This is a genomic window from Fontibacillus forbon, assembly GCF_046559655.1.
GTDB lineage: Bacteria > Bacillota > Bacilli > Paenibacillales > Paenibacillaceae > Fontibacillus.
In genome coordinates this window covers 560,532-576,588 of sequence record NZ_JBKGFV010000001.1, presented here as the reverse complement: position 1 = coordinate 576,588, position 16,057 = coordinate 560,532, and the positions used below count along the sequence as shown (strand labels likewise).

General features: G+C 53.8%; 12 protein-coding genes. 1 reads left to right on the top strand and 11 read right to left on the bottom strand.

The annotated features are described in order from the left end of the window. Nucleotides 1–8 precede the first annotated feature (8 nt). The 11 genes from fmt to ACLB09_RS02485 form a co-directional block, all read right to left on the bottom strand. Nucleotides 9–953 (bottom strand): methionyl-tRNA formyltransferase, encoded by a 945-nt coding sequence (gene fmt / locus ACLB09_RS02535; protein WP_410768176.1) that lies wholly within the window; start codon nucleotides 951–953, stop codon nucleotides 9–11. A 7-nt stretch (nucleotides 954–960) separates the two neighbouring features. Next, nucleotides 961–1,443 carry a peptide deformylase gene (gene def, locus ACLB09_RS02530; RefSeq protein ID WP_410768175.1) on the bottom strand — a complete coding sequence of 161 codons (483 nt, stop codon included), beginning with the start codon at nucleotides 1,441–1,443 and terminating at the stop codon, nucleotides 961–963. Nucleotides 1,444–1,755: 312 nt separating this feature from the next. Continuing rightward, nucleotides 1,756–4,314 carry a primosomal protein N' gene (gene priA, locus ACLB09_RS02525; protein ID WP_410768174.1) on the bottom strand — a complete coding sequence of 853 codons (2,559 nt, stop codon included), beginning with the start codon at nucleotides 4,312–4,314 and terminating at the stop codon, nucleotides 1,756–1,758. Then, on the bottom strand, nucleotides 4,311–5,531 hold the full coding sequence (coaBC, locus tag ACLB09_RS02520) for a bifunctional phosphopantothenoylcysteine decarboxylase/phosphopantothenate--cysteine ligase CoaBC (protein WP_410768173.1): 1,221 nt from the start codon (nucleotides 5,529–5,531) through the stop codon (nucleotides 4,311–4,313). Before coaBC ends, priA begins: the two co-directional genes overlap by 4 nt. A gap of 171 nt (nucleotides 5,532–5,702) precedes the next feature. Continuing rightward, nucleotides 5,703–5,924 carry a DNA-directed RNA polymerase subunit omega gene (gene rpoZ, locus ACLB09_RS02515; RefSeq protein ID WP_410768172.1) on the bottom strand — a complete coding sequence of 74 codons (222 nt, stop codon included), beginning with the start codon at nucleotides 5,922–5,924 and terminating at the stop codon, nucleotides 5,703–5,705. Nucleotides 5,925–5,949: 25 nt separating this feature from the next. Then, a complete protein-coding gene (gmk, locus tag ACLB09_RS02510) occupies nucleotides 5,950–6,549 on the bottom strand; it encodes a guanylate kinase (RefSeq protein ID WP_410768171.1) in 600 nt (199 codons plus the stop codon). A gap of 13 nt (nucleotides 6,550–6,562) precedes the next feature. Beyond that, nucleotides 6,563–6,823, bottom strand: a complete 261-nt coding sequence (remA, locus tag ACLB09_RS02505) for an extracellular matrix/biofilm regulator RemA (RefSeq protein ID WP_044479181.1) — start codon at nucleotides 6,821–6,823, stop codon at nucleotides 6,563–6,565. Between the two features lie 51 nt (nucleotides 6,824–6,874). Beyond that, the gene (locus ACLB09_RS02500) at nucleotides 6,875–7,765 is read right to left on the bottom strand and encodes a YicC/YloC family endoribonuclease (RefSeq protein WP_410768170.1); all 891 of its coding nucleotides are present in this window, start codon (nucleotides 7,763–7,765) and stop codon (nucleotides 6,875–6,877) included. Between the two features lie 35 nt (nucleotides 7,766–7,800). Next, entirely contained in the window at nucleotides 7,801–9,687 is a 1,887-nt protein-coding gene (locus ACLB09_RS02495; protein WP_410768169.1) for a bifunctional homocysteine S-methyltransferase/methylenetetrahydrofolate reductase, read from the bottom strand. A 675-nt stretch (nucleotides 9,688–10,362) separates the two neighbouring features. After that, a complete protein-coding gene (gene dapF / locus ACLB09_RS02490) occupies nucleotides 10,363–11,199 on the bottom strand; it encodes a diaminopimelate epimerase (protein ID WP_410768168.1) in 837 nt (278 codons plus the stop codon). Between the two features lie 105 nt (nucleotides 11,200–11,304). Next, entirely contained in the window at nucleotides 11,305–14,103 is a 2,799-nt protein-coding gene (locus tag ACLB09_RS02485) for a calcium-translocating P-type ATPase, SERCA-type (RefSeq protein WP_410768167.1), read from the bottom strand. A gap of 183 nt (nucleotides 14,104–14,286) precedes the next feature. Between ACLB09_RS02485 and ACLB09_RS02480 the strand changes: the two genes are divergently transcribed. Continuing rightward, nucleotides 14,287–16,050: an Rqc2 family fibronectin-binding protein gene (locus ACLB09_RS02480; RefSeq protein ID WP_410768166.1), complete on the top strand. Its 1,764-nt coding sequence runs from the start codon at nucleotides 14,287–14,289 to the stop codon at nucleotides 16,048–16,050. Nucleotides 16,051–16,057 lie beyond the last annotated feature (7 nt).

The following is a 16,057-nucleotide window of genomic DNA, read 5'->3' as shown; positions in this document are numbered from 1 at the left end:
TTTTTCACTCATAACAGGACCGTTCCTTTTTTCATCACGCCGCCGCGGATAAATTCGGAGGCATCCATGGCCTTTTTGCCCGCTGGCTGAACGCGGGTCAACAGCACCGTGCCATCGCCCGTTTTGACCTCGATACCCGCAGGAGACAGATCCAGCACCGTGCCGGGAGCTTGTCCGGATGAGGCTCCCTTCCCGCTTTGCGAAGGATTTGCGACGGACCAGACCTTAAACACCTCTCCGTCCCAAGTCGTAAATCCGCCCGAAAAAGGGACGAGTCCCCGTACCCGGTTGAAAATATCCCGTGACGATGCGCTCCAATCGATCCGTTCGTCATCACGGGACAAATTGGGAGCGTAGGAGGACTCGGCATCATTCTGCGGAATCCGCTCCGCTTTTCCGTCCAAAATGAACGGAAGTTCCTGAATAAGAAGCTCGGCTCCGGCGACGCTTAATTTTTCAAAAATGGTGCCTGCCGTGTCTTCATCTTCAATTGGAATGACCGATTTGGCGATCATATCGCCCGTATCCAGACCTTCCGCCATATACATCAGCGTAATGCCGGTTTCTTGTTCCCCGTTAATGATCGAACGCTGAATCGGCGCCCCGCCGCGGTATTTCGGCAGCAGGGAACCGTGCACGTTCAAGCATCCGTATTTCGGCAGATCAAGAACCGCTTTCGGCAAAATTTGGCCATAGGCTGCCGTCACGATTAAGTCTGGCTTCAGCGCGGCCAGCTCTTCCACCGCTTCCGGAGCGCGCAAGCGCTGCGGCTGCAGCACCGGCAAATCATGTTTCAAAGCAGCTTCCTTGACCGGCGTTGGGGTGAGCACTTTTTTCCGGCCTTGTGGACGGTCCGGCTGGGTTACGACTCCCACGACATGGTAGCCTTCCTTCAGTAAAGCCTCCAGGGAAGGCACCGCAAATGCCGGAGTTCCCATAAAAACTATATTCACGGAGAAATCACTCCTTCTCTTCTTCCTCAGGGGGAATTTCATATACGCGTTCCGCAATCTCGGTATACAGCACGCCGTTCAAGTGGTCAATTTCATGCTGAAATGCCCTGGCGAGCAAATCGGATCCGGTATATGTAACCTCATTTCCGTTGCGATCCAACCCTTTGACGGTCACCGTTTGCGCACGGCGCACATCTCCGCGGTATCCCGGAATACTCAGGCAGCCCTCCGGCCCGAATTGCTCACCGTCTTTGGAGACGATTTCCGGATTGATCAGCTCGATCAGCCCGTTTTCGTCACCGACGTCAACGACGATTACCCGTTTGAGAATCCCGATCTGCGGGGCAGCCAGGCCGACGCCCTCTGCCTCGTACATCGTTTCGGCCATATCGGTCAAAAGTTTTTGCACATTCGGCGTAATTTTTTTGACTTCCTTCGCCACCTGGTGCAGCACTTCGTCGGGTTCCAATACTATAATTCTCAATGCCACAATATCCACCATCTTTCCAGAAGTTATTCGTATATATTATTTAGAAAAACGCCAAAGGGGTTCCTCAACTAGCTCGATTTTATTTCATTCCAGTAAAATAGCTTACCCGCTTACCGCACATGCCACTTGTAAATTGAAATTTCCAATCCGAGTACACTCATTTACTCTTCATGAGATCGTTCATTGGAAATAACCCGTCTCGGCCTTCCTTAGAGCGATTCGTTGAGACTCCCGTTGGATATTTCCAATAAGCTAAGCGGCAATGACCATTCACAAGAGTGCAACCTCATCGCCCCGCTGCCCCGCATGAACCTACATCAACATCTGAGGATCCACATCGATGCTAATTTGCAGCGATGCATCGCGCAAGTTGTCGAGCGTCGCTGCCGCCGTTTCCCGGACCAGCCGAACGGCATCGAGCGGTCCGCGATACTTCACCATGCACTGGAACCGGTAGCGGTTCTTGATGCGCGGAATCGGTGAAGCGACTGGCCCAAGAATATCAAGCGCCTCCGCCGCAAAGCGGTCCAGGTCGCCATACCATCCCAGCTTTTGGGACTTCGCGCGCAGATCGCCGGCAAAATTCTCCGCCATCCGCAGCAGCAGCGGCAGTTGTTCATGCGACAACGTCACCAGGATCAATCTGCTGTACGGCGGATAATGCAGTGTCCTCCGGTGGTTCAGTTCCTCCCGGACGAACGAGCCGTAATCATGCCCGCTGGCATGAATAATGGAGTAGTGTTCCGGCATATAGGTCTGGATGAACACTTCCCCGGGCAGCTGATGGCGTCCGGCTCGACCGGCCACTTGGGTGAGCAATTGGAACGTTTTTTCCGCGGAACGGAAATCCGGGAAATTCAAAGCCGTGTCCGCCGCAATGACGCCGACCAGCGTTACATCGGGAAAATCCAGTCCCTTGGCGACCATTTGCGTGCCGAGAAGCACATCGCCTTTTTTCTCCCGGAACGCTTGCAACAGCTTCTCATGCGAACCTTTCTCGGTCGTCGTGTCCACATCCATCCGGATGACCCGGATTCCCGGGAACAGCTTCGCCAATTCTCCCTCGACCCGCTGCGTACCGGTTCCGAAATAGCGGATATGCTCGCTGTTGCACTCCGGACAAACCGAAGGGGCAGGGACCGCATAACCGCAGTAGTGACAGCGCAGGTTGTTTGATTTTTGATGATAGGTCAGCGAAATATCGCATTCCGGGCAACCTGCCACATACCCGCAAGTCCGGCACATCACAAAGGTCGAATATCCCCGGCGATTGAGAAATAGCACGGTCTGTTCGCCCTTCTCCAGCCGGGAAGAAATCCCTTCGTGCAGCGCCCGGCTGAACATCGAGCGGTTGCCGTCCCGCAATTCTTCCCGCATATCGACGATATGCACGCCGGGCAAACGGCTCCCGGAAGGACGCTGCTTCATCTCCAGCAGCAGCGGGGCAAAATCGTCATCCGCCCGGGATCGGGCGGCATGGTAACTTTCCAGCGACGGGGTCGCCGAACCCAAAATAACGGCAGCTCCATGCTGCCGAGCCCGCATAACGGCTACATCCCGTGCATGGTATTTCGGTGTTTCCTCCTGTTTATACGAGGTTTCATGTTCTTCGTCCATGACGATAAGGCCTAAATCCGCAAATGGAGCAAACACCGCAGACCTGGCGCCTATGGCGACTTGAACCCGCCCTTCGCGGATTTTACGCCATTCATCGTATCGCTCTCCGGTAGACAGCCGGCTGTGCATGACCGCCACCTTGCCGCCGAAACGTCCTTTGAAACGCTCCACCATCTGTGGCGTCAGCGAAATTTCCGGCACCAAGACGATTGCCTGCCGCCCCAACGCGATGCAGCGCTCGATCGTCTGCAGATAGACCTCCGTTTTACCGCTCCCGGTCACACCGTGCAGCAAAAACACGCCATATCCGCGGTCATCCAACACCTCGGTTACTTTGCCGAATACAAGCTCCTGCTCCGGAGTCCGTTCCAGCGGTTCGGAACCCTTGAACCGGCGACCCTGGTAAGGGTCGCGGAAGACCTCGACATCCTCGATCACCGCAAACCCTTTTTCGGCCAGCTTGCTCACCGTTCCCGCGGTAACCCGCAGCGTTGACAGCACTTCCTGAAGGGTTAACGGAGTACCTACCTCGAGCAGAAATTGCAATACCTCTTTCTGACGCCGGGCTTGGCCGCTAAAAGATTTCAGCGCTTTCTCAGCTTCTTCTCCACTCACTGCTGCCGCGACAGTTTTTATCGTTTTTTTGCGTACCTTATCCTTGATCATTTGGCTTTCCGTGAGAATACCGCGCTGGATAAGGCCTTTAATCTCACCGGCCCGGCCCGGATAGCGCCCGCTCAAGTGATCCATCGTCACCTGTCCCAATGCTTTGACGTAGGCGACGATCTCCTCTTCTTCCCCGGTCAGCAGAACCGGGACGGCAAACAGTCCTTCCGCACGGCCTCCTTCAACCTCAGCCTCAGCTTCAACCTCATTCTCGCCCTCAAGCCCGGATACGGATATATATCTTTCCGCCTTGCCTTTCAGCGCGGCGGGAATCATGGACTGCAGCGCCGAGATCATGCTGCAGGCATATTTCCGGCTCATCCATTCCGCCAGTCGAACGAGATCCGGCGGCAGCGGCGGCATCAGATCCAGCAACTCCTGAACCGGCTTCATCCGTCTCGGGTCCATCTCGCTTTCCTGATGCAGAGACAGCACAAACCCCTGAACCGTCCGCCGTCCAAAAGGCACGCCGACCCGGCTCCCGATCTCGATCCATCCCTGCATCTCGTCCGGGATCAAATAATCAAAAGGCCGGTCGGTCTCTCTGCTGGGCACATCTACTATGACCTTGGCCACCCGGTATGTCATTGCCGAGCTCCCGGTAACCGCGCCGCCGCCAGTTCCATTATCCGCATGCCCAGTTCTTCCTTAGACAAGAGCGGAAGAGACTCAATCAAACCGGTTGTGGCGTAAATATTCACCAGGTTCGTATCGGTGCCAAACCCGGCGCCTTCCCGGGTCACATCATTGGCGATAAGCAAATCGCAATTTTTCCGGTAGAGCTTGTCCATGGCATACTTCTCCAGGTCATTCGTTTCAGCCGCAAAACCGATCAGCAGCTGCTTTGTTTTTTGTTTGCCCAGCGACTCCAAAATATCGATATTTTTCACCAACTCCAGAGTTATCGTATCCCCGGACTTTTTGATTTTACGGTCCGACACTTCCTTGGGCCGATAATCCGCCACGGCAGCGGCTTTTACCAAAATATCGGTATCGCTCCATTCCGCCAATGCCGCTTCATACATCTCCCGGGCGGATTCCAAATGGACTACCCGGACTCCAGCCGGTAAAGGCAAGTGCGTGTTTGCCGCAAGCAAAGTGACGTCCGCCCCGAGCTCATGAGCCGCTTTTGCCAGAGCGAAGCCCATTTTACCCGAAGAATCGTTGGAAATGTATCGGACCGGATCGATCCGCTCCACGGTTCCTCCTGCCGTGACCACCACTTTTTTTCCCGATAACGGCAGTTGACTCCGCTCATGAAGACGGTTGAAAAAAGAGTTTACTACAGCCACGATGCTCTCGGGCTCTTCCATCCGCCCTTTGCCGGTATAGCCGCAAGCCAGCAGCCCTTCTCCAGGCTCGACCAACATGACGCCACGAGCCGCCAGCTCCGCCAAATTGCGGCTAACCGCCGGGTGAACGTACATATGGACATTCATGGCAGGCGCAAGCATAATCGGCGCTTGTGTGGCAAGCAAAGTTGTGGAGAGCATGTCATCGGCGATGCCCGCTGCCATTTTTCCGATGATGTTGGCCGTCGCCGGGGCGATCAGCACCAGGTCGGCCCAGTCGGCCAGATTAATGTGCGCTATTGTCGCCGGATTCTTTTCATCAAAAGTATCGGTATACACCGGATTTTTAGACAAGGACTGCAGCGTCAGTTCCGTAATGAACTTCGTGGCCGAGTCCGTCATAATTACACGGACCTCCGCCCCTTGCTGAACAAGCTTGCTGCATAATGAAGCCGCCTTGAACGCGGCAATTCCTCCAGTGACGCCAAGCAGAATTTTTTTTCCGTTTAACATCGCATTCCCCTCGCTTTCTCCCAAAGAACTCGATAAGAGTTTTTTAAAAGTCATCTACCTATCACGAAACAACCCATGACATGAAGTCCGGCAGAGAAAAAAATAACAACCTCGCGGTTGTCATAAAGAGGTTGCTATTTATATCTTTCGACCCACGAGGTCACATGGAAACTATTTGTTTTCATCCGGTTCTACCTGGCTACCTTGCTTAAGCTTCACATAGTCACCGTATATTTCCTCAAGTGCCACCCCAACCTGCTTATGGGATCTTGGCTGCTTCAACTCGCTTTTCTCGCCTTCTCTCAGTAGTCTTGCTCTGCGGGAAGCCGCTACAACCAGGGAGTACTTGCTGCCGACTTTGCCCAGCATTTTATCGATAGATGGATACAGCATTAATAATACACCTCTTCTATTAGACTCATTTACCAATCTGTAATTCTTTGGCTTTGCTTCTGACCTTACAATGTTCGGCAACGATAATCGATTCTATTCTTTTGCAAGCCAGATCAATTTTGTCATTCACGACCGCATAGTCGTAATTTTCAAGCAGCCCGATTTCATGAGCCGCTACGGACATCCGGTGGTCGATCGTTGCCTGATTCTCCGTACCCCGGCCTTGAATCCGGCCCTTCAATTCATCGAGTGACGGCGGCAGAAGGAAAACAAAAATACCTTCCGGAAATTTTTCTTTCACCTTAAGCGCACCTTGAACCTCGATTTCAAGAATGATGTCCTTGCCGTTCTCGATCGTCTGTTCCACGAAATCCCTCGGCGTACCGTAGTAATTTCCTACGTATTCCGCATGTTCCAGCAGCTGATCGTGCTCAATCATGTCCAGAAACTGTTCACGAGTCTTGAAAAAATAATTCACGCCATGCTCTTCGCCGAGCCGGGGCCCTCGAGTAGTGGCCGAAACAGAATAGACGAGCTCGGGCAAACGCCGCCGCAGCTCGTTACATACTGTACCTTTCCCTACTCCCGAAGGTCCTGATAAAACAATGAGTAACCCTTTAGCCATATTTCTCTCCATTTTATTCGTCGTTGTCGTCATCTTTAGCAGAAAGGCGGTGGGCGACCGTTTCCGGTTGCACTGCCGACAGGATGACATGATCGCTGTCCGTAATGATCACCGCACGGGTGCGGCGGCCGTATGTAGCGTCGATCAGCATATGCCGGTCCCTTGCCTCCTGAATAATCCGTTTGATGGGAGCGGATTCCGGGCTCACGATAGAAATGATCCGATTGGCCGATACGATATTCCCAAAGCCGATGTTAATAAGTTTAATAGCCATGTTAAGGTAGTTCCCCCTATTTTACTTGACTCACCTGTGTCAAATGTGACGTTATTCGAGATTCGCTACCTGCTCGCGAATTTTCTCCAGTTCCGCTTTCATTTCAACGACACGGTTGACCAGAGCCAAATGATTGGCTTTCGATCCAATCGTATTCGTTTCCCGGTTCATTTCCTGTATTAAAAAGTCAAGCTTTCGTCCGACCGGCTCGGAAGTCTGCAGCAGCGCCCGGCATTGTACGAAGTGGCTCCCCAGCCGGGTCAGTTCCTCATCGATGTTGGAACGGTCCGCAAAAACGGCCACCTCCATCGCGAACCGATGCTCGTCGAAAGCTCCTTCCAGCAATTCGGAGAGCCGCCCCCTAAGCCGGTTGCGGTATTCGCTCACCACCTGCGGGGCAAGTTCGACAAGCTCGGCGTGGAGTTCCTCCAGCCTGGACAGGCGTTGCTCCAGATCGGCGGCGAGATGAAGGCCTTCCTTCCTGCGCATTTGCAGCAGTCCGGCTACCGCCTCATCCAGCCCGTCCATAAGTACGCTCTCCCAAGCTTCACCCGTGACGGCTTCTCCATCTAATGAAGGATCCTGCGGGATTAAAACATCGGGAAGAGACAGCAGATCTCTTGCAGTGAGGGAAGACTCCATACCATACTTCGCTTTCAGATCCTCGGCCGCCCGCAAGTAGGATTCCACTACGCCTGAATTCAGAACAAAAGGCAGGGTACTTTCGTCATCCTGCTCTTTGCTGATATATACATCAACCCGTCCCCGTTTCAAGTCACGCTGAACCAATCGCCGCAATCCGTCCTCATAACATGTCCATTCCCGCGGCAGGCGCAGGACGACCTCGGAATAGCGGTGATTGACGGATTTTATTTCAAACTGAATGATATACCCGCCGAAGACTCTGGCGGAACTACCGTATCCTGTCATACTGTGAGACAAAGGCATCACATCCGTTACCCTATTGTAATTGATAATTATGAACGAGACAAGTGGGCCGATTTCTGTTTTGACTTCTCGTGAACATAATTTGTCAAAGCGACATTCATTTCATAAAACATAAACGGCGTCATCAAATAGATCCCGTTAAAATGCTCCATCGCCGTATCGAGAAGTTCTTTGGCGATTTCAACGCCCATGGCCCGTCCCTCGGCTCCCTGCAGCCCCTCCATCCGTTTCCGGACTTCGTCCGAAAGCTGGATGCCTGGAACTTCATTATGAAGATATTCCGCATTTTTGCCGCTGGCCAGCGGCATGATGCCGATAAAGATCGGAATATCCAAATGGGCGGTCGCCTGTTTGATCGCGACAATGAGCTCGGGATCATACACCGGTTGGGTCATAATGTAATCCGCACCGGAGGCGATCTTCTTCTCAAGCCGCTCCACCGCTTTGTGCAGATGCTTTACATTTGGATTAAAGGCCGCGCCGACTACGAATTTCGCTTTTTGCTTCAGTGGTTTGCCGGAAAAAGCCACGCCCTCGTTCAATTGTTTGATCATGCGTATGATTTCGAAGGAGGTCGTGTCATATACGGAACTGGCTCCCGGTAAATCCCCGAAACGGGCCGGATCCCCCGTAACCGCGAGGACATGGTCGATGCCGAGGGCGTCGAAGCCCATCATATGCGACTGGGTTCCGATCAAATTGCGGTCGCGGCAGGCGATATGAATCAACGGCCGCAGCCCCAGCTTGAGCTGAACCAGATGGCCTAACGCCATATTGCTCATACGCGTAACCGCAAGGGAATTGTCGGCCAGCGTCAGCGCATCCACGCCCGCTTCCTTAAGCGCGGCCGCACCTTCCATAAATTTGCCGATATCCAGGTCCCGCGGCGGATCCAGCTCCACGATCACGGTATGGCGCTCTTTCACGAGCTCCGTAATACCGCGGAGCCCGCCGTGATCCGAAGAATCGCTGCTTTGCTCTCGCAGATTGCCGAGGACAACCGACTCCCGCGGTTTCGGCAAAGGCGCGCCCTGCTGAAGCGACTTTGCTTGATACCCCTGCAAAGCTTGCGCGGTAGCCGCGATATGCTCCGGCGTCGTTCCGCAGCACCCCCCGATCAGGCGGGCTCCGAGATCAGCGAAAGAACGGGCGCATTCTCCGAAATATTCCGGAGTGGCTCCATATACATATTCTCCATCCACATAATCCGCCAAACCCGCATTTGGGAATACGGAAAGCGGAACATTCAGCGGTCCGTCCAGCCCGGACATCACACTCATGATCCCCTTTGGTCCCGAGTGACAGTTAAAGCCGAGAACATCGGCCCCTTCGTCCCGCAAAAGACTGAACGCATCGGAAATCGTATACCCGTCCAGCGTCCGTCCGACCTGGTCGACGGCGAATTGGCAGATGGCCGGAATCTCCGTCAACCGGCGGGCACGGCTAAGCACAAGCCGCATTTCTCCCAAATCGTAGAACGTTTCGAACAAGAGCGCATCCACACCCTCGGACAACAGGGCGGCAATCTGTTGCTCGTAGTACTCGTTCAATTCCTGATCGGTCACGTTCACGCGTCTACCGCCACGGATCGAACCGACCGCTCCGGCAACGTACGCCTCGCTCCCGGCCGCTTGTCTCGCAATGCGGACAGCGGCCCGGTTGATCTCCTCCACCTGCGATTCCAGTCCGAATTTGGACAGCTTATAATAATTGGCGGAGAAGCTGTTCGTCTCCAACAGCTCCGCACCAGCATTTATATAATGGCGATGAACGTCGCCAATCACCTCGGGTTGCAGCAAATTCAGCTCTTCATATGAAATGCCGACGGGAAATCCGAACTTGTAGAGATACGTCCCCATCGCTCCGTCGCCGACCAATACCCCATTTTCCCATCTTTTGCGCAAATCAGGTCTCATTTCAGTACCTCCTGAGGCTTTTAATGAATATAAAAAGAGCCTTCCAAGCTCGTTTCCTTCATAATTTCATTCTAATGTACCATAAATCCACCTGAATGATAAGAATTGATCGAAAAATCGGTATAGTTCACGTTCGTTTGCGGTAGTGATTGGGGTGAGGGCGTGTATTGGTGTTTATGCTGGTGCTTATGTTGGTGCTTATATTGGTGTGGTGTGCTGTTGTCGGTACTGTTGCTGTCACTTTGTTGCTGGTGCTGGTACTGTTGCTGGTGTGATTGCGCCTTATTCTACTTATACCGTTGCTAGTCTGCTACCTGTGTGTTCTGCTACTTGTGTGTTGATGTATTTATTTTAGTGTTTATACTGTTGTTCTTTTTTTGCTTCAGTTGTTACCTCCAAAGCCCCGCTTACTCCTCCGCTTTTGCCACCCTCGAGTTATAACGGACATGAAGGACGTTAAATCACCTAAATCGTCCATTTTTCCGAGCTAACGGACACAGCGGACCTTAAACATTAAGAACTGGCTGTTATTCGAGTGTTCCGGTATGTTTAACGGCCCTCATGTCCGTTAGATTTGAAAAACAGCGGTTGTAGTCCGTTTAACGGCCCCCATGTCCGTTAGAATCCATCAGCAAAGCAAAACGGGCAACCCTCGGCTGCCCGTTTCTTCATTACTTAAATGTCAATGTTGCCTTTGAATACGGCCTTCGCCGGGCCGGTCATATAAACATGGTTGTCCCGCTCATCCCATTCGATGAAAAGGTCCCCGCCCTTCAGCCCGATCCAAGCCGCGCGATCCGTAAGTCCGTTCAACACGGACGAGACCAGGGTTGCGCAGGCTCCTGTGCCGCACGCAAGCGTCGGCCCCGCTCCGCGTTCCCATACGCGCATCTCCACCCGGTCGCGCCGGGTGACCGTAGCGAATTCCACGTTGATTTTCCGCGGAAAAAAAGGATGCACCTCCAGCTTCGGCCCCCAAGTGCCGAGATCGAAATTCGGCGCGTCATCCACATAGATAACGCAATGCGGATTTCCCATCGATACCGCCGTGAACTGAAATTCCCGCCCGTCAGTTTCGATGGGCTGCGCCAGTATCGGGTTTCCTTCCAGCGTGGTCGGAACCGACAATCCGTCCAGAACCGGTTCCCCCATATCGACCCGGACCGTTTGAACGATTCCTTGCTCAATCTGCAAGGTTACCTGCTGTACGCCGGCTCCCAGCGTCTCGATCGTGATCCGCTCTTGATCCGTAAGCCCGTTGTCGTAGACGTATTTGGACACGCAGCGAATGGCATTTCCGCACTGCTCGGCTTCCGTTCCGTCCGAATTGATGATCCGCATCTTAAAGTCGGCTTTCTCCGAAGGCAGAATGAAGACCAGTCCATCCCCGCCGACCCCGAAATATCGGTTGCACCATTGAATCGCCAGCTCGGAAACGCATTCCGGCAGCTCCTGTTCTCCATAAAAGACCAGAAAATCATTTCCGAGTCCATGCATTTTCGTGAATTCCATCTTACCATCCACCCCTTAGAGTCTTTGCGCACCTGACCTGCTTCGTGTGCAAAGCTTGCTTCATGGGGTAAGTCTACCCTCTCAAAGAGTGGATGGGTATTGATTCTATGCACGAATATTTGTACTTTTCGCGGTGACCATCGGACGCGGGCCGCTGTATTTGCGGCGGCGTCTGCCGGACCATACGCTGCCCGCACCCATCAAGAATGTCGGTATTCCGGCTGCGACCAGAGAAATCGCCCACTCGCGGGTACCGAGCGGCACCGTCTTAAAAATCGGCTGCAGCGCTTCAATATACATGACCCCGAGCAACAACAGCACGGACGACAAGACGGCCACGACCAAATAGCGGTTCTGGAAAATGTTACGATGAAATATCGAGCGTGAACTGCGGCAGTCAAACACATGGATGAGCTGAGCCATAACCAGCGTAACGAAAGCGACCGACTGCGCGGTTGCCAATTGTCCCGCATCGTCCGGGGCGATGCTCAAGGTAATCCAGAACGCGCCAAGCGTACACAACCCGATCAAAAGTCCGCGGCTGAGAATTTTCCACCCAAGCCGTCTGGCAAAAATATTTTCGTTCTTGCCCCGCGGCTTGTGCTCCATCAGATCCTTCTCCGGCTGATCCACCCCAAGCGCCATGGCAGGCAAACCATCGGTGACAAGGTTGACCCACAAAATCTGGATCGGGAGCAGCGGCAGCGGCAGTCCTGCCAGCATCGCGAACAACATCGTCAATATCTCGCCGACATTGGACGCCAGCAGATAACGGATAAATTTGCGGATGTTTTCGTAAATGTTTCTGCCCTCTTCAATCGCCGATACAATTGAAGAGAAGTTGTCATCGCTAAGGATGAGCGAAGAAGCTTCCTTGGAAACGTCGGTGCCCGTGATCCCCATAGCGATACCGATATCCGCCGCCTTGATCGCCGGCGCATCGTTAACGCCGTCGCCCGTCATCGCGACGACATGGCCTTTGCGCTGGAGCGCCTTGACGATCCGCAGCTTGTGTTCCGGGGCGACCCGGGAATACACGTAGATTTGATCGACCTTCTGATCCAGCTCCTCGTCGCTGAGTCCGGCCAATTCACGGCCCGACATCGACGCTCCGCCCCGCGGCAGGATGCCGAGTTCGCCCGCAATCGCTTCCGCCGTAAGACCATGGTCGCCGGTAATCATCACCGTCTTGATGCCTGCCCGGCGACACACCGCAATCGCGTCCCGCGCTTCGCGGCGCGGCGGATCGATCATCCCCGCAAGTCCGATAAAGATGAGCTGCGATTCTACGCACTCCTCGCTGTCCGTATTCTCATGCGCCTTCACATCCCGGTATGCAAACCCCAGAACGCGCAGTGCGCTGCGGGCCATCTTTTCATTTTCAGCCTGCACCCGGCCCCGAAGCGTACCGGTAAACGGTACGATCTTGCCTTCCCATAAGATGTACGTGCATTTATCCAGCAACATATCCGGCGCACCTTTAACGAGCGCCATCTTCCCGCCCTGGTGTCCAACGACTACGGACATCATTTTGCGCTTCGAATCAAATGGAAACTCCTGCTCCCGCTGGTACGAAGCGCTAAGCGCTCCCGGAGAGAGTCCCATTTTCGAGGAAAGTACGACCAGCGCCCCTTCCGTCGGGTCGCCTTTGAGCTTCCACTGGGTTCCCGGGCCCTCTTCCTTTGCTTTTTTACGCCCGCGCATATCGGCGTCCGCTTCATAAATGACTGCATTCGAGCACAGGGAGCTAACCTGGAGAAGGCGGCGCAGACTCTGATCCTTCTTCAGATCGACCGGCTGGGTATTTTCCAGAACATGGCCCACCGGTTCGTATCCTTCGCCCGTGACTTCAAGCGAACGCCCTTCCACCCATAATCTTGTCACAGTCATTTTGTTCTGCGTCAGGGTTCCCGTTTTGTCCGAGCAAATGACGGAGGCGCAGCCGAGCGTTTCCACGGAAGGTAGCTTGCGGACGATGGCCTTGCGTTTAATCATCCGCTGTACACCGAGCGCGAGCGCGATGGTCACAATGGCAGGCAGCCCTTCCGGAATCGCGGCTACTGCGAGGCTTACCCCGGCAAAGAACATCGCTCCGGCAGGCTGTCCGCGTAAAATCCCGACGAGCACGACGAGCACCGTCAACGCTAGGGCCAGATAGATCAATATTTTGCCGAGTTGCTCAAGCCGTCTTTGCAGCGGCGTCTCCTGACTGTCCGTGTTCTGAATCAGGTCGGCGATTTTTCCCATTTCGGTATCCATTCCCGAACGGATGACGATCCCCCGACCGCTACCGCGCGTAATCATCGTGCCCATGAACCCGATGTTTTTCTGGTCGCCCAGCGGGACCTCCGCTTCATGAATGGCCCCGGCGTGCTTGCCGACCGGATGCGATTCCCCCGTCAGGGCTGACTCTTCGACGTCGAGACTGTGCGTTACCAGCCAGCGGATATCCGCCGGAATCCGGTCTCCGCTTTCCAGTGCCACGATATCTCCCGGAACCAGCTCCTTGGCGGGAATATGCCGGACAACTCCATCCCGCAGCACATTGGCATGGGGAGCCGACAATTCCTTCAAAGCGCGGAGGGAGCGTTCGGCCCGGAACTCCTGGACAAATCCGAGCACACCGTTCAAGACGATGATGGCTATAATAGTAACGGCGTCCAGGTATTCGCCGAGAATGCCGGAAATTAATGTGGCGCCCATCAGAACGAGCATCATAAAATCTTTGAACTGGTTTAAAAACAGCAGCAACGGTGAAACCCGCTGCCCCTCCGACAGCTCGTTCCATCCGTACTGCTCGCGCCTCCGAGCCGCTTCCTCCTGGGTCAGGCCCTGCTCACGCGTGACGCCAAACCGTTCCAGAAGCTCATCCCCACTCCACTGGTGCCAGTTTTTTTGTTCCATGCTCCCTAATCTCCTCCCGTATTTTGTGCAGTTTACAGCGTGAAGGCTTTTCCACCTAGGGTAAATGTATTCCGGCCAGTCCCAAATTATCACAGAGGGGCACTTAAGTTTTTGCCCGAAGTTATGTATCATAAAGGAAGGCTTACATCTTCTATACAATCAGAGACAGGAGAAAACATTGATATGGCATTGGACGGAATTGTAACACACGCGATTGTTCACGAATTGCAAGCGGTCGTAGGCGCCCGCATCAATAAAATACATCAGCCATCTTCAAACGATATCATCATCCAGCTGCGCTCTTCGGGCGGAAACCGGCGCCTGTTGCTGTCGGCTAATCCCACGTACCCCCGCGTACAGTTCACGGAGCAATCATTTCCGAATCCGCTGGAAGCACCCATGTTCTGTATGCTGCTGCGCAAGCATTGCGAAAGCGGGATTATCGAATCCGTCACCCAGGTCGGAATGGAGCGGATTATTCATTTCGACGTGCGCCAGCGCGATGAACTCGGCGATGTTTCGCTCAAAAGACTGGTAGTCGAACTGATGGGCCGCCACAGCAATATTATCCTGCTCGATCCCGCCACGGGAACCCAGTTGGACGGAATCCATCATGTGACCCCGGCGATCAGCGGATTTCGCGTCGTCATGCCCGGCTTTACTTATACCGAACCTCCGCAGCAACACAAGCTTGATCCTCTCAACACAAACAAAGAAGACTTTCTAAAAGCTTTAGATTCGGCCCGGGAGGAAAATCAGGGCACAGGCTGGCTGGTGGCCGTATTCAGCGGTCTCAGTCCATTGATGGCGGAGGAAATCTATTTCCGGGCTTATGGGCAGCGGGAATCAGGGGATTCAGGGGATGAGGAAAGAGAACCCGAAAAACTCTGGATCGCTTTCGACCGGTTGATGACAGAGGTAAGAGAGCATCGCTATAATCCGGTTACGGGAGAGAACGCCAAAGGCAAAAGCATCTTTTCAGCCGTAACGCTGACGTTAATTCAAGGGGAAACGCAAACTTACGACTCCATCAGCGAATGCATGGAGGACTACTTCGGCGAAAAGGCGCTGCGGGACACCGTTAAGCAAAAAACGAGCGACCTGCTGCGGTTTCTGCAAAACGAACGCAATAAAAATATCAAGAAGATGTCGAATCTTGAAAATGACCTGGCGGAAGCGGAGGACGCGGAGCGTTACCGGATCTGGGGCGAACTGCTGCTACCCGCCCTGCATACGATCTCCAAGGGAGACCGCAGCGCGGAACTGGTCAATTATTATCATGAGGATCAGAAGACGAAAACCATTCCGCTTGATCCGCTGCTCACCCCTTCGGAGAACGCCCAGCGCTATTTTAAAAAATACAACAAATTCAAAAACAGCCTGGCCGTGATCGATGAGCAGATGAAAAAAACGAAAGAGGAAATATCGTATCTCGAGGGTTTGCTCCAACAGTTATCTTATGCCACGTTAAGCGATGTGGATGAAATCCGCGAGGAACTGATCCAGCAAGGCTACTTGCGGGACCGGGCGAAAAAGGGCAAGAAGAAGAAAAAGAACGACCGTCCGACGCTGCACGTTTACACTTCTTCGGAAGGAGTCGAAATCTGCGTCGGCAAAAACAATCTGCAAAACGAATATGTAACCAACCGGCTGGCTGGCCCGAACGATACGTGGCTGCATACCAAGGACATTCCCGGCTCGCATGTGGTTATCCGCAGTTCCAATTTCGGCGATAGTACCTTGAACGAAGCGGCCCAACTCGCCGCGTATTTCAGCCAGGCCAAAGAATCTAGCAGCGTCCCGGTCGACTGCACCCTGATCCGCTATGTCCGCAAACCTAGCGGTGCCAAACCGGGCTTCGTTATCTACGACCATCAGCGCACCCTGTTTGTGACGCCTGATGAACAGTTAATCAAACGGCTGCCGAATACGGTGAAGAACGGCTGATTGGGTT

Bases quoted from the DNA above. Each gene is read 5' to 3' on its own strand.
- gmk (WP_410768171.1), bottom strand. From the start codon at position 6,549: ATGGCTAAAGGGTTACTCATTGTTTTATCAGGACCTTCGGGAGTAGGG.
- priA (WP_410768174.1), bottom strand. From the start codon at position 4,314: ATGACATACCGGGTGGCCAAGGTCATAGTAGATGTGCCCAGCAGAGAG.
- ACLB09_RS02495 (WP_410768169.1), bottom strand. From the start codon at position 9,687: ATGAGACCTGATTTGCGCAAAAGATGGGAAAATGGGGTATTGGTCGGC.
- rpoZ (WP_410768172.1), bottom strand. From the start codon at position 5,924: ATGCTGTATCCATCTATCGATAAAATGCTGGGCAAAGTCGGCAGCAAG.
- remA (WP_044479181.1), bottom strand. From the start codon at position 6,823: ATGGCTATTAAACTTATTAACATCGGCTTTGGGAATATCGTATCGGCC.
- coaBC (WP_410768173.1), bottom strand. From the start codon at position 5,531: ATGTTAAACGGAAAAAAAATTCTGCTTGGCGTCACTGGAGGAATTGCC.
- dapF (WP_410768168.1), bottom strand. From the start codon at position 11,199: ATGGAATTCACGAAAATGCATGGACTCGGAAATGATTTTCTGGTCTTT.
- ACLB09_RS02485 (WP_410768167.1), bottom strand. From the start codon at position 14,103: ATGGAACAAAAAAACTGGCACCAGTGGAGTGGGGATGAGCTTCTGGAA.
- ACLB09_RS02480 (WP_410768166.1), top strand. From the start codon at position 14,287: ATGGCATTGGACGGAATTGTAACACACGCGATTGTTCACGAATTGCAA.